A 13046-nucleotide genomic window follows, 5' to 3' on the forward strand; every position below is an offset into this window, starting at 1 on the left:
CACGTCGGGATCATCGGTCGGCTCACCCGCCCGTCCGGCGGCGAGCGCAACGAGGAGAGGTCATGACCACGCATCCGGACCCGGTACGGGAGAGCCCGGAGGCATTCCCGGTCGCGCCGGCGCAGCCGAGCCCGGACGCCACCGCGCCGTTGGCCGCCGCGGCCCGGCACGCCACCGCGCGGGCGGCCACCGACTGGACCGACGGGGTGGACACCGTGCCGCGCGCCGAGGACACCCCGGAGGAACTCCAGCCGTACGCCGAGCTGGGGCTCCTGGAGGACGAGTACGACCGCATCCGGCAGTTCCTGGGCCGCCGGCCGACCCAGTCCGAGCTGGCGATGTACTCGATCATGTGGAGCGAGCACTGCTCCTACAAGTCCAGCAAGGTGCACCTGCGTCAGTTCGGCGAGAAGGCCCCGCCGAGTGATCGGCTGCTGGCCGGGATCGGCGAGAACGCGGGCGTCGTCCGCGTCTCCGACGAGCTGGCCGTCACCTTCAAGGTCGAGTCGCACAACCACCCGAGCTTCGTCGAGCCGTACCAGGGCGCGGCGACCGGCATCGGCGGCATCGTGCGGGACATCCTCGCCATGGGTGCCCGCCCGGTGGCCGTGATGGACCCGCTGCGCTTCGGCGCCGCCGACCACCCCGATACCGCCCGGGTGCTGCCCGGAGTGGTGGCTGGCGTCGGTGGGTACGGCAACTGCCTCGGCCTGCCCAACATCGGCGGCGAGGTGGTCTTCGACCCCTGCTACCAGGGCAACCCGCTGGTCAACGCGCTCTGCCTGGGCGTACTGCCGGTGAGCCGACTGCAGAACAAGGCCGCCGTCGGCCCGGGCAACGTCGTGGTGCTGATGGGCGCCAAGACCGGACGGGACGGCATCGGTGGCGTGTCGGTGCTGGCCAGCGCCGCTTTCACCGAGGGCAGCGAGCAGCGCCGCCCGTCGGTGCAGGTCGGCGACCCGTTCATCGAGAAGCTGTTGATCGAGGCGTGCCTGGAGCTGTACGACGCCCAGCTCGTCGCCGGCATTCAGGACCTCGGCGGCGCCGGGCTGACCTGCGCGCTCACCGAGACCGCCGCGGCGGCCGGCACCGGCATGCGGGTCTGGCTGGAGCGGGTGCCGCTGCGCGAGCCGTCGATGGAGCCGCACGAGATCCTCGCCAGCGAATCCCAGGAGCGGATGCTCCTGGTCGTCGAGCCGGACAAGCTCGACGCGGTGCTCAAGATCTGTGAGAAGTGGGGCGTGCTGGCCACCGCCATCGGCGAGGTCACCCCGCCGCAGCCGGACGGTCAGCCCGGTCGACTCCTGATCACTTGGCGGGATCACCTGGTGGTGGACGTGCCGCCGGGTTCGCTGGTGGACGACGGGCCGGTCTACGCCCGCCCGATGCGTGAGCCGGCTGACCTGATCCTGCTCCAGGCGGACCGGGCCGAGACGCTGCCCCGGCCGGCCGACCCGGACGCGTTGCGTGAGACCGTGCTGCGCATGATCGCGTCGCCCAACCTGTGCGACAAGACCTGGATCACCGAGCAGTACGACCGCTACGTGCTGGGCAACACGGTGCTCGCGCCCCCGGAGGACTCCGGCGTGATCCGGATCGACGAGCGGACCGGCCTGGGCGTGGCACTGTCGGTCGACGGCAACGGCCGGTACGCCCGCCTCGACCCGTACCACGGCGCCCAGTTGGCGCTTGCCGAGGCGTACCGGAACGTGGCGGTGACCGGTGCGACGCCGATCGCGGTCACCGACTGCCTGAACTTCGGCTCCCCGGAGGACCCGGGCGTGATGTGGCAGTTCGCCGAGACTGTACGCGGCCTGGCCGACGGCTGCGCCGAGCTGGGCATCCCGGTGACCGGTGGCAACGTCAGCTTCTACAACCAGACCGGTGCGGCGGCGATCCACCCGACGCCGGTGGTCGGCGTGCTCGGCGTGTTGGAGAACGTGGCCGACCGGGTGGCAATGGGCTTCGTCCCGCGACCCGGCGGCGACCACGACCAGCTCTTCCTGCTGGGCGAGACGCACGTGGAACTCTCCGGCTCGGAGTGGGCCTGGGTGACCCACCAGCACCTCGGTGGCGTACCCCCGCAGGTCAACCTGGCACGCGAGAAGCAACTCGCCGGGCTGCTGGCCGACGCCGGCCGGGTGGGGCACCTCAGCTCCGCACACGACCTCTCCGACGGTGGGCTCGCGCAGAGCCTGGTGGAGTCCTGCCTGCGGCACGGCGTCGGCGCGCGGATCGCGGTGCCGGAGCGGTTCGAGGGCGGCTCGATGCCGTTCGTCTTCCTGTTCAGCGAGTCCGCCGGCCGCGTGCTGGTCTCGGTGCCGCGCGGCCACGAGAAGGCGTTCACCGCCCTCTGCGAGGAGCACGGCGTGCCGTGGGAGCTGATCGGGGTGACCGACCCGGCGGGCGGCGCGCTGGAGGTGCACGGCCAGTTCCGGATCCACCTGGACGAGCTGAGGGACGCGCACACCGGCACCCTGCCGAGCCTGTTCGGCGGCGTGCAGTCGTTCACCCCGGTGCCCGTCGGGTCTCCGGTCGCCGAGTCGTCGGCGCAGGCCACGGCCGACGCCGCCGAGGCCGACGTGACCGCCGAGGTGGACAGCCTCACCGAGGTCGACATCGTCATCTCGAACGAGGACGCCGACGAGGCCACCGCGCCAGGCCCGGATGTGGCGCGAGGCGCCGGGCAACCGGCCGTGGCGATGGGTGACCGTCCGGCCGAGCCGGCCGGCGACGAGAGCGACGCCGGCTCGGAGTCCGGTGATCCCGAGGAACCTGCCGCCTCCGACGAGCGCTGAGGCGATTGGCTGCGGCCGTCCAGGTCAGCCCCGCCAGGGCTGCCGGCGGCCGCAGCCAGCTCGTATGTAGCACGCGCTGGCTGCGGCCGGGCTGCGTCAGTCGTCCAGCCAGTCCAGTCGGCGGCCGCCGCGGTCGGCCGGGCTGTCCTGCCGGCCACGATCGGTCTGGGCCGGGTCGGTGTAGTAGTTGTCGTACCCACCGCGCTGCTGTGGCGGTTCCTGGCCGTAGCCACCGCCCTGGCCGTAGCTACCGCCACCCGGCTGCTGCTGGTAGGCGTCGTCGTAGCCGCCGCGTTGTTGCGGGGGTTCCTGGCCGTAGCCACCGCCCTGGCCGTAGCCACCGCCACCCGGCTGCTGCTGGTAGGCGTTGTCGTAGCCGGCGTTGTCGTAGCCGCGCTGGTGGGCGGGGTCCTGGCCGTAGCCGCCGCCCGATGAGCCGTAGCCGCCGGCGGGCTCGCCCTGGCCGTAGCCACCACCGACCGCTTCGCCCTGACCGTAGCCACCACGGTTGGGCTCGCCCTGGCCGTAACCACCCGGCTCGTAGCCACGGGTCTGGTCGGCCGCTCCGTAGCCGCCCGCTTCGCCCGACCCGTATGCCCGGGTGCCGTCGCCCTGGCCGTAGCCGGCGGTCGGCGGGCCCTGGCCGTAGCCGCCACCGGTCGACTCACCGTGCCCGTAGCCGCCGGTGGGCTCGCCGCGGCCGTAGTCGCCGCCGGCCTCACCCCGGCCGTAGCCGCCGGTGGGCTCGGCCTGGCCGTAGCCCTGGCCCGCCTCGGGCTCGTACATCCCGGTGGCGTACGGGTCGGCAGGGGCTGGGTAGCGGGTCTGGTCGCCGGTGTAGCGGCCGGTCGGCTCGTCGTACCGCTCGCCGTAACCGCCCGCACCGCCCGCCGGCGGGTAGTCGGCCCCACCGTCGGCACCGTAGTCGCGGCTTCCGTAACCGCCACCCGACGAGGGGGTGTTGCCGTAGCCCCCGCCGGACGACGGCGCGTTGCCGTAGCCGGGTGCGCCGTAGCCGCCGGGCTCCTCACCGTAGCCGCCGCCGGACCAGCCGCCCCCCTGTCCGGGGCCGCCCGGTGCGCCGTACGGCTGCGGAGGCGCGCCGTACGGGTCCGGCGGAACGTCGTCGACGACCGGCTGGTGCATCATCGTCGGAGCGTTGCTCAACCCGGCGCCGCCGATCATGGTCGGGTCCGGTGCCGAGCCGACCCGGTTCACCACCCGGGTCTGGTCGTCCGCTCCCGCGAACGATCCGCGGGCCGCTGGCACCGCGCCGGCCGGCGCACCGGCCGGGCCGTCAGCGTCGGCCTCGGCCTCCTCGTTCTCCTTGCGCTTCATCCAGAGCAGCACGATCGTGCCGACGCCGACGGCCACGAAGAGACCGCCCAGCAGGATGAGCAACCAGTTGCCGAAGCCGCCACCGGAGTCCTCGTTGCCGGCCGGGGCTTGGGCGACGGCGCTCTCGTCGGCGGGTTCCTCCTCCTCAGCGAACTCGTCCTCGAACGGATCATCCGTGGGCGGGGCCGATTCGGTCGCCGTGGGGGTGGGGGTCGGGCTGGCCGAGGCCCCGATCGCCAGAGTGATCCGCCGCCCGGTGATGCTCTGCCCGGCGTTGGCGGTGAAGTTCACGATGGCCGTCTGGCCCTCGGCGCTCGCGCCGAGGTCGATCCGGCCCGGTGCGATCGGCCGGTCCCGAGTGCCGCTGAAGCGGAAGTTCCCGTTGCCGTCGCTGCGATCCTCGTACTGCTTGCCGGCGCTGTCCTTGAGTAGGACCAAGGCGTTCGGCACGCCCTCGTTCGCCTGGTTCACCACCTTGCCGGAGATCGACTTGACCGTCTGCGGCGCCTGCGTCGTCGGCGCGGGTGGCGGCGCGGCAACCATCGTCACCGTGGTGGATGCTTGCTGTTCCCGCCGGAGGGGCCCGTTCGAGTCGACCGCCTTGACGGTGATCGTGGCCGACCCGTTGCCAGCGTCGTTGGCGAGCTGGAACTTTGCCTCGAACGTGCCATTCGCGTCGACCCGCTTACGCTCGCAGCCATCGATGCAGCGCAGTTTTCCGTTGTTGGAGCTGACGGTGATGTCCGCAGGATCCGCGCCGTCGCCAAAGTTGAGCGAGAAGCTGACCGTGGTGGTTTTGCCTGCTTCAACCGCGCTCGGGGAGGCTGACACATTGTTCACCTCTGGGGCGGCGTGGGCAGGTGTGGCGGGGACGGCGAGCAGGGCACCGACAATCAGCGCCACGACCACACCGGCCCGCTTCTGCCAGGCTCGTCGGTGTGTTGACACGTCCACCGCCTTCCGGACTGACCCTCCCTGACCGGCGGATGCCCGGCCGGGGAAGATCACGGTACGAATACGCCGTCGGCAACTATGCCTTGTCGGGGCGGATCGGCGCGACCCAGGGGCAACGTGATACGCCGCGCGCTCACGCCGTATCGTCCCGTCGTGTCCTCTCCGTACAGTAAGTCCGCAGCGGTCGCGACGGCGGTGGCGGCGCTCGATGCGGGGCGCACGCCCGAACGGTTGGTGCTCCGCGAGGCGGTCAGGGTGCTGTTGAACGTCCTTGCGGCCCGCACCCCCGGCCAATCGGTGGAGGTGCGTGTCCCACCTTACGGTGCAGTTCAGTGTGTTCCGGGGCCGCGACACACCCGTGGTGCGCCACCGAACACGGTGGAGATGGATCCGGAAACCTGGCTCAGGTTGGCCACCGGACGACTCGACTGGACTCGGGCGGTAACAGAGGGTCGCGTACGGGCGAGTGGGTCGCGGGCGGACCTGTCCGCACATCTGCCCCTCGAACTGGGATGAGGTCCAGTTGGTGATGACGGAAAGCTCCGAAATCGTGACTGTGTGTGTCGACGCGAATTCGCGTACACTGTCTCGCGACGAACAGTGTGGTCCCGGCCGTGCGGTGCGGAGCAGCACTCGTGCTACCCGCCAGGCCAGTCCAGACCAGCAAGAGGGAGCGGCAGGTGCCCCGAGGCGACGGCCGGCTGAGCCACGACCTTGATCCTCAACGACCCGGCCCACAGGACGCGTGTGGCGTCTTCGGCGTCTGGGCGCCCGGCGAAGAGGTCGCCAACCTGACCTACTTCGGCCTGTACGCGTTGCAGCACCGAGGGCAGGAGGCGGCCGGCATAGCGGTCAGCGACGGCTCCGGCGTGGTGGTCTACAAGGATCTCGGGCTGGTGGCTCAGGTCTTCGACGAGCCGACGCTGGCGAGCCTGCGCGGCTTCGTCGCGATCGGGCACACCCGGTACTCGACGACGGGCGGTTCGACCTGGGAGAACGCCCAGCCGACCATCCGCGCCACCAGCTCCGGCATCACCATCGCGCTGGCCCACAACGGCAACCTGGTCAACACCGCCGAGCTCCAGGGCGAGGTGATCGAGCGGGGCCTGCGGACGGACGGTTCGACCAACGACACCTCGCTGGTCACCATGCTGCTGGCCAGTCGACCAGATCTCTCCGTCGAGGCCGCTGCGCTGGAGGTGCTGCCGCGACTGCGGGGTGCGTTCAGCTTCGTCTTCATGGACGAGACCACCCTCTATGCGGCGCGTGACGCGCACGGGGTACGCCCGCTGGTGCTCGGCCGGCTGGACCGGGGCTGGGTGGTGGCCAGCGAGACGGCTGCGCTGGACATCGTCGGTGCCAGCGTGGTCCGCGAGGTCGAGCCCGGCGAGCTGATCGCGATCGACGCCGAGGGCCTGCGGTCGACCCGGTTCGCGGCCCCCGAGCCCAAGGGCTGTCTCTTCGAGTACGTCTACATCGCCCGCCCGGACGCCACCATCGCGGGTCGGAACGTGCACGCGGCCCGGGTGCAGATCGGTCGCCAACTGGCCAAGGAGCACCCGGTCGAGGCCGACCTGGTCATCCCGGTGCCCGAGTCCGGCACCCCGGCCGCGATCGGCTACGCCGAGGAGTCCGGCATCACCTACGGCGCCGGTCTGGTGAAGAATCCGTACGTCGGGCGCACCTTCATCCAGCCGTCGCAGACCCTGCGTCAGCTGGGGATCCGGCTCAAGCTCAACCCGTTGCGCGAGAACGTGCGCGGCAAGCGCCTGGTCGTGGTCGACGACTCCATCGTCCGGGGCAACACCCAACGCGCGATCGTACGGATGCTCCGTGAAGCCGGCGCGGTGGAGGTGCACGTACGCATTTCCTCACCGCCGGTCTCCTGGCCCTGCTTCTACGGCATCGACTTCGCCACCCGTGCCGAACTGCTCGCCAACGGCCTCGACAACGACGGCATCCGGCGTTCCATCGGCGCGGACACGCTCGGCTACGTCTCGCTGCCCGGTCTGATCGCCGCGACCGAGCAGCCGAAGAGCCGGCTGTGCCGGGCGTGTTTCGATGGGGAGTACCCGATCGAACTGCCCGTCGACAACCTGATCGGCAAGCACGTGCTCGAAGGGATCGGGCGCCGGGTCGCGTACGGTGCGGCCGGCGGCACCGACACCGGAGAGCAGACCGTCCCTCCGGTCGTCGCTGCGCCGAGCGGCGACGACGACTTCAGCCCGCGCTCCGACCTGAGAATGTCGGCGACCACAAACCGCCCATAGCACCGCCCGGCTGTGGCGTCGGTCACGTCGACGTGGCAGCCGAGAAACAAAGGGGAGAACCGTGACGCACGTGTCCGAGCGCAGCGGCGCAGGAAGCAGCCCGACCGGCGCTGGGGGCGATCGCCAGCCCTGGAAGGCCGGCACCGGCCGCTCAACTCGCAAACGCTCGGTCTCCTACGCGGACGCCGGCGTGTCGATCGAGGCGGGCGACCGCGCGGTCGAGCTGCTGAAGTCCAAGGTGAAGCAGACCCGTCGGCCGGAGGTGATGGGCGACCTCGGCGGCTTCGCCGGCCTGTTCCGGCTGGACACGACGAAATACAAGAACCCGATCCTGGCCTCCTCCACCGACGGAGTCGGCACCAAGCTGGTGATCGCTCAGCAGATGGACATCCACGACACGGTCGGTATCGACCTGGTCGCGATGGTCGTCGACGACCTCGTCGCCTGTGGCGCCGAGCCGCTGTTCCTGCTGGACTACATCGCCACCGGCGAGGTCGTACCGGAGAAGGTCGCCGAGATCGGCGCCGGGATCGCCGACGGCTGCCGGTACGCCGGCTGCGCCCTGCTCGGCGGGGAGACCGCCGAGCACCCGGGTGTGCTGCGCCCCGACGAGTACGACATCTCCGCCACCGGCGTCGGCGTGGTGGAGGAGAGCGAGATCCTCAGCTCGGAGCGGGTCGAGGTCGGCGACGTGGTGATCGCCATGCGCTCGTCCGGCCTGCACTCGAACGGCTACTCCCTGGTCCGGCACGTGCTGCTCGGTGCCGGGCGGATGCGACTGGACGTCGTGATCGAGGACTTCGGGCGGCAGCGCACCCTCGGCGAGGAATTGCTCACTCCCACCAAGATCTACGCGCAGGACTGCCTCAAGCTGATCGCCGAGGCCGAGGTTCGGGCGTTCGCCCACGTCACCGGCGGCGGCATCCCCGGCAACCTGGTGCGGGTTCTGCCCGAGCATGTGGACGCGGTGGTCAACCGCTCCACCTGGAAGCCGCAGCCGGTCTTCGACCTGATCCAGTCCAAGGGCCGGATCGAGGACCAGGCGATGGAGGCGACCTTCAACATGGGTGTCGGGATGTTCGCGGTCGTCTCGGCGGAGGACGCCGACCGCGCCCTGGCGACGCTGACCGGGCGTGGGGTGGACGCCTGGCAGGTCGGCGAGATCATCGAGGGGACCGGTGAGGTGCGGATGGTCGGCCAGCACACCCGCGGGTGAAGACACCGGATGACTGTCCAACCACCTGAACAGGGCTTCACCCGAGTGGCCGTGGCAGCCTAGCCTGAAGGGCACCCTCGTAGCTGTGGGGTGCGCCCGCGCTGGGGTGCGCCCGGCAGCCGTCAACCGCTACAGAGGAGGGCGATGGCTGCGCGGGGACGGTCGATGCGCGGGATGCGGGGCCTGGCCACCGTCCCGTCGTACGTCGTGATGCAGCCGACCACCCTTTGCAACCTCGACTGTGCGTACTGCTACCTGCCGTTGCGCGCCCTGGACCGCCGGATGCCGGTCGAGGTGGCCGAGGCGGTCGCCGGCTCGGTGAACCGGTGGGCAACCTCGGGGCGGTTCTCGGTCGTCTGGCACGGTGGCGAACCGTTGGCAGCCGGGCGTGAGCATCTCGCCGTGCTGATGGCACCGTTCGACCCCGCGCTGGAACACCACGTCCAGACCAACGCGACGTTGATCGACGACGCGTGGTGCGAGTTCTTCGTGGCGCACCGGATGCGGGTCAGTGTGAGCGTGGACGGGCCCCGGGAGCGCAACGGTGATCGGGTGAGCCGGTCCGGCCGGCCCGCGTACGATCGGATCGTCCGCGGCGTGGCGGCGCTGCGGCGGCACGGGGTGCCGTTCTCGGCGCTCTCGGTGGTGAACGACCCGTCGCCCGGCCGGGCGACGGAGCTCTACGAGTACTGCCTCGACCTCGGTTGCGAGGTACTCGGTGTGAACATCGAGGAGACCGAGGGTGTCAACACCCGGGACAACTCCCACGATGCCGCAGCGGTCACCGCCTTCTGGGCCGAGTTGGTCGCGGCCTGGCGGCGGGATCCTCGGATCCATCTGCGGGAGATCGAGTGGTCCCTGCGGTACGCCGCGGCGGTGCTGGACGGCAGCGCTGACGACCTGCTACCCGGCCAGCTCGATCCGATCCCGACCGTGGCGCACGACGGCTCGGTGGTGGTGCTCTCGCCCGAGCTGGCCGGTTTCACGGATCCGCGCTACGGCGACTTCACCAGCGGGAACGTGCTCACCACACCGTTGCACGCGATCCTCGCCGACGCGGCCCGTACGCCCTGGGTGGGCGAGTTCCTGACCGGGGTGGAGGCGTGCCGCTCGTCGTGCCCGTACTTCGGTTTCTGTGGCGGTGGCCATGCGGCGAACCGCTACTTCGAGCTGGGGCGTTTTGACGCCACAGAGACGGAACACTGCCGTAACAGCAAGATCCGCCTACTGGAGGGAGTGTTGGAGCATGCCCGAGACCACCAGTCACCGGGAGCCTGAGCGTGGTACGGGGGGCGGTTCGGATGTCGCCGACCGGATCCGTGCGGCCAGCGTCGGGCTCACCGCGCTGCTCCATGAGGCCGAGGTCGCGCGCGAGGCACGGGCGGAGGTGGCGGGCGGCGACGGGTCCAGCGCGGTCTGCGCCTGGAACCACTTCGAGAACATCCCGACGTTCTACAACTGGAACAACCGGCCCCGTTGACGGGGCCAGAGCCGGAGCCTGCCACGTCCGGAGCATCGCACCGGGCGTGGCAGGCCCTCGGATCGTCGGGTGGCACGCCGCCGCAGAACGGTCACATACGTGAGCACGCGGAAGTTACCGCGTGCTCAGATGTGACCGGGTGTCAGCGGGTTGGACGGACCCAGGTGTCCGGGTCGTCCTCGGCGTGGTCCTCGTCGTCGTCGACGTACTCGTTGTAGTCGTCGTCGAAGTTGCGGTTCGACTTGCCGCTGCCGCCGAGTTCTCGCTGCAAGGCGGCGAGGTCGGTGTTCGGGGAGTGGTACTTCAACTCCCGCGCCACCTTTGTCTGCTTGGCCTTAGCACGGCCGCGCCCCATGGCTCGACCCCCTCGCACAGAATGCGGGGCAGCCCGAAGGCGGGCCCCGATGACGTCAGGCATCTCTCGTGGCTCTTACGGTACATGGGGATGCCATCGTTCGGCACCTCGGGTTACCGTCGACCGCTGCCGCGAGTTGCGTTCTTACCGGTCGTCACCCATTGTACCCGGTAAGGGGCGAGGCCGGGAACGGTCGTGACACCGGGATGAATCGTGTGAAACCGCCGCACTTTCATTTTAGTCCGACCGGGCCCCCGAGGACGGAACCAATCGCCCGTCCCCGAGGCCGGTCGCTGGCGGCGGTGCGTCAGCGCAGATGGATCATGCGCAGTCGGCCGATCCCGGCCATCCGCCGCTCGGCCAGCCGGTCGGCGGCCACCGCCGGAGGGACGCCGTCGCTGTCGGCGAGCCGGAGGATTTCCCGGGTCGTGTCGTAGATCCGGGTCGCCCGCAGCTTGGCCCGCTCGAAGTCGAAACCCTCGATCTCGTCCGCCACCTGGATCACGCCACCGGCGTTCACCACGTAGTCCGGCGCGTAGAGGATGCCCCGGTCGGCGAGGAGCTTCTCGACGCCCGGGTGGGCGAGCTGGTTGTTGGCCGCCCCTGCGACCACCTTCGCGCGCAGCGCCACCACCGTATCGTCGTTCAGCGCGCCGCCGAGGGCGCATGGGGCGTACACGTCGATGTCGGCGGCCACCAACGCGGCAGCGTCCTCGATCAGTGTCACCTGCGGGTGGGTGGTACGGGCCCACTCCAGGGCCCGGGGGTTCACGTCGGCCGCGACCACCTCGGCGCCGTCGTCGAGCAGGTGGCCAAGGAGGCACTTGCCGACCTTGCCCAGGCCGGCGATCCCGACCCGCCTGCCGTGCAGTGTCGGTACGCCCCAGGCGTGCTCGACCGCCGCCCGCATGCCCTGGAACACGCCCCAGGCGGTGAGGATCGAGGAGTCTCCGGCGCCACCGTGCTCGACACTGCGGCCGGTGACGTACCGGGTCTCGCGGGCGATCACGTCCATGTCCGGCACGTAGGTGCCGACATCGCAAGCGGTGTAGTACCGGCCACCCAGCGACTGCACGAAGCGGCCGTAGGCGCGCAGCAGCGCCTCGCTCTTGATCTGCTCCGGGTCGCCCCAGATCACCGCCTTGCCGCCGCCCAGGTCCAGGCCCGCGAGGGCGTTCTTGTACGCCATGCCGCGGGACAGGTCGAGCACGTCGGCGAGGGCGGCCTCCTCGCTTTCGTACGGGTAGAAGCGGGTGCCGCCGAGCGCGGGGCCCAGTGCGGTGGAGTAGATGCCGATGATCGCCTTTAGGCCGGTCTGATTGTCCTGGCAGAATACGACCTGCTCGTGACCCGTGGTCTCGGGGTCGTCCGTGGTGGCGAATACGCCCATGGCTGGCTCCTGCGTCGGCGGGCGTCCTTGTGGGACGCGGACCTGATGTATGTCGGCGGGGATGTTGCCGGTGCTGCGAGCCTAATATCGGCCGCCCCGGTTCCGCTCCCCTCGACAGCACTGTCCCGCCCTGCGGGCCTGTCTCTGCGTACTGTCGATTGCGCGGTCCGGCGGTGTTTGTCGGCTGTCCATTGATGACGCCGAGCAACGCTCGGCTTGTGGTTCGTGGGAGGATCGCGCCGTGCCGTCGCTCTTCGCCTCATACCTGCGCGTGTACGAGCCGCTGACTGCCTTCGATCGGGATCGTCAGTCGTACTGGCGACGCTACGTCGAGCAAGGGCGGGCGGTGGCACCGGTGGAAGGCCCCGGGCGGCAGCGCAGCTCCGTGATCGAGGCGCTCGGTGCCGGCTGGACCCGGTTGCCCGACCTGCCGGACGAGGCGTACGTGCTGGAGACGGACGAGAGCCTGCTGGTGTGCCCGTGGAATCTGCGCATCCGGGTTGCCGAGGCCGCGTTGAGCGCGCGGGACGGAGTGCCACCCGTGCTGGCCGACGCGTTCGTTCCGCCGGTGCTGGCCGGGCAGGCGAAGGCGGTGGTGGATGACTGGCGCAGCGGCGCGCGGGTGCTGGAGCACGGTGTGCCGCGAGTGCACGAGCAGATCGCGACCTGGGGCGTACCGCTGCGGTGGTTCGTGTTGTTCGAGCCGCAGGAGCGCCACCACGTCACCGCGCCTCACCGGCGTTCGTTGCGTTTCCGGACGGAAATCTCCAAGGCCCGCCGCCGTTCGTCCCGGGCCTTGGCCGTGTTGCGCAAGTCGGTCGGCGAGGCGCCGATCACCGAGGCGGTCGAGGAGGCCGCCCGGTGGCTGGAGGAGTTCCACCCGCGTTCCGTGGTCGAGTTGGACTACGGCGGGCTGGTCGAGCTGCTCTCGGATGAGACGCTGGCCGCCGACGACTCGCCGGAACTGGTCGCGGCGGGGCTCGCCGGGCTGGCCCGGGGCGAGGCGGAGGAGGCGTCCACCGCCTACGACAGGCTGGTGGCTCGCTGGCGCGCCGTGCAACTTCTGGAACGCTGCAATTAGTGGCCCCTCGGTCCCGGCCGCCCTGGGACGGTCCTGCTCATCGGCAGAAAGTGGCACTGGCCCTCGTTTGTCCCCGTTCCGCCCCTTGACGCGAGGGGACTTCGTAGTTGACGCATCACGAACCGTGATCATGAGTCCGAATAAGGTGGCTTCTGGGGGGTAAA

The 13046-nt window shown here is 70.6% G+C and carries 10 protein-coding genes; 7 read left to right on the plus strand and 3 right to left on the minus strand.

Going from position 1 to position 13046, the window contains the following annotated elements:
* The first annotated feature begins 62 nt into the window (after positions 1 to 62).
* Positions 63 to 2798, plus strand: a complete 2736-nt coding sequence (gene purL / locus Vqi01_RS15605) for a phosphoribosylformylglycinamidine synthase subunit PurL (RefSeq protein ID WP_204035518.1) — start codon at positions 63 to 65, stop codon at positions 2796 to 2798.
* Between the two features lie 96 nt (positions 2799 to 2894).
* Here purL and Vqi01_RS15610 read toward each other — a convergent pair whose 3' ends face one another.
* Positions 2895 to 5084: a carboxypeptidase-like regulatory domain-containing protein gene (locus Vqi01_RS15610; protein WP_204035519.1), complete on the minus strand. Its 2190-nt coding sequence runs from the start codon at positions 5082 to 5084 to the stop codon at positions 2895 to 2897.
* A 159-nt stretch (positions 5085 to 5243) separates the two neighbouring features.
* Here Vqi01_RS15610 and Vqi01_RS15615 point away from each other — a divergent pair, with 159 nt between their 5' ends.
* The 5 genes from Vqi01_RS15615 (at position 5244) to amcA (ending at position 10056) form a co-directional block, all read left to right on the plus strand.
* The gene (locus tag Vqi01_RS15615) at positions 5244 to 5606 is read left to right on the plus strand and encodes a sterol carrier family protein (RefSeq protein WP_239098420.1); all 363 of its coding nucleotides are present in this window, start codon (positions 5244 to 5246) and stop codon (positions 5604 to 5606) included.
* A 164-nt stretch (positions 5607 to 5770) separates the two neighbouring features.
* Positions 5771 to 7360: an amidophosphoribosyltransferase gene (purF, locus tag Vqi01_RS15620; RefSeq protein ID WP_204035521.1), complete on the plus strand. Its 1590-nt coding sequence runs from the start codon at positions 5771 to 5773 to the stop codon at positions 7358 to 7360.
* A 61-nt stretch (positions 7361 to 7421) separates the two neighbouring features.
* Positions 7422 to 8576 (plus strand): phosphoribosylformylglycinamidine cyclo-ligase, encoded by a 1155-nt coding sequence (gene purM / locus Vqi01_RS15625; protein WP_204035522.1) that lies wholly within the window; start codon positions 7422 to 7424, stop codon positions 8574 to 8576.
* 174 nt (positions 8577 to 8750) lie between these two features.
* Positions 8751 to 9854, plus strand: a complete 1104-nt coding sequence (gene amcB, locus Vqi01_RS15630; RefSeq protein ID WP_307825117.1) for a cyclophane-forming radical SAM peptide maturase AmcB — start codon at positions 8751 to 8753, stop codon at positions 9852 to 9854.
* Positions 9823 to 10056 (plus strand): multiple cyclophane-containing RiPP AmcA, encoded by a 234-nt coding sequence (gene amcA, locus Vqi01_RS15635; RefSeq protein WP_204035524.1) that lies wholly within the window; start codon positions 9823 to 9825, stop codon positions 10054 to 10056. Before amcB ends, amcA begins: the two co-directional genes overlap by 32 nt.
* 142 nt (positions 10057 to 10198) lie before the next feature.
* Here amcA and Vqi01_RS15640 read toward each other — a convergent pair whose 3' ends face one another.
* Positions 10199 to 10411, minus strand: coding sequence for a DUF3073 domain-containing protein (locus Vqi01_RS15640; RefSeq protein WP_204035525.1), 213 nt, complete (start codon positions 10409 to 10411; stop codon positions 10199 to 10201).
* A 307-nt stretch (positions 10412 to 10718) separates the two neighbouring features.
* Positions 10719 to 11801, minus strand: coding sequence for a Leu/Phe/Val dehydrogenase (locus tag Vqi01_RS15645; RefSeq protein ID WP_204035526.1), 1083 nt, complete (start codon positions 11799 to 11801; stop codon positions 10719 to 10721).
* Between the two features lie 241 nt (positions 11802 to 12042).
* On the opposite strand from Vqi01_RS15645, the gene Vqi01_RS15650 reads away from it, so the two are divergent.
* Positions 12043 to 12882, plus strand: coding sequence for a DUF8083 family protein (locus tag Vqi01_RS15650; protein WP_204035527.1), 840 nt, complete (start codon positions 12043 to 12045; stop codon positions 12880 to 12882).
* Positions 12883 to 13046: the final 164 nt, after the last annotated feature.

Origin of the sequence: Micromonospora qiuiae, assembly GCF_016863555.1 — a bacterium.
GTDB classification, from domain to species: Bacteria; Actinomycetota; Actinomycetes; order Mycobacteriales; family Micromonosporaceae; genus Micromonospora; species Micromonospora qiuiae.

What these genes read in the sequence shown, in the direction of transcription:
- Vqi01_RS15645 (WP_204035526.1), bottom strand. Translation starts at nt 11,801, where the DNA reads ATGGGCGTATTCGCCACCACGGACGACCCCGAGACCACGGGTCACGAG.
- amcA (WP_204035524.1), top strand. Translation starts at nt 9,823, where the DNA reads ATGCCCGAGACCACCAGTCACCGGGAGCCTGAGCGTGGTACGGGGGGC.
- Vqi01_RS15640 (WP_204035525.1), bottom strand. Translation starts at nt 10,411, where the DNA reads ATGGGGCGCGGCCGTGCTAAGGCCAAGCAGACAAAGGTGGCGCGGGAG.
- purL (WP_204035518.1), top strand. Translation starts at nt 63, where the DNA reads ATGACCACGCATCCGGACCCGGTACGGGAGAGCCCGGAGGCATTCCCG.
- amcB (WP_307825117.1), top strand. Translation starts at nt 8,751, where the DNA reads ATGCGGGGCCTGGCCACCGTCCCGTCGTACGTCGTGATGCAGCCGACC.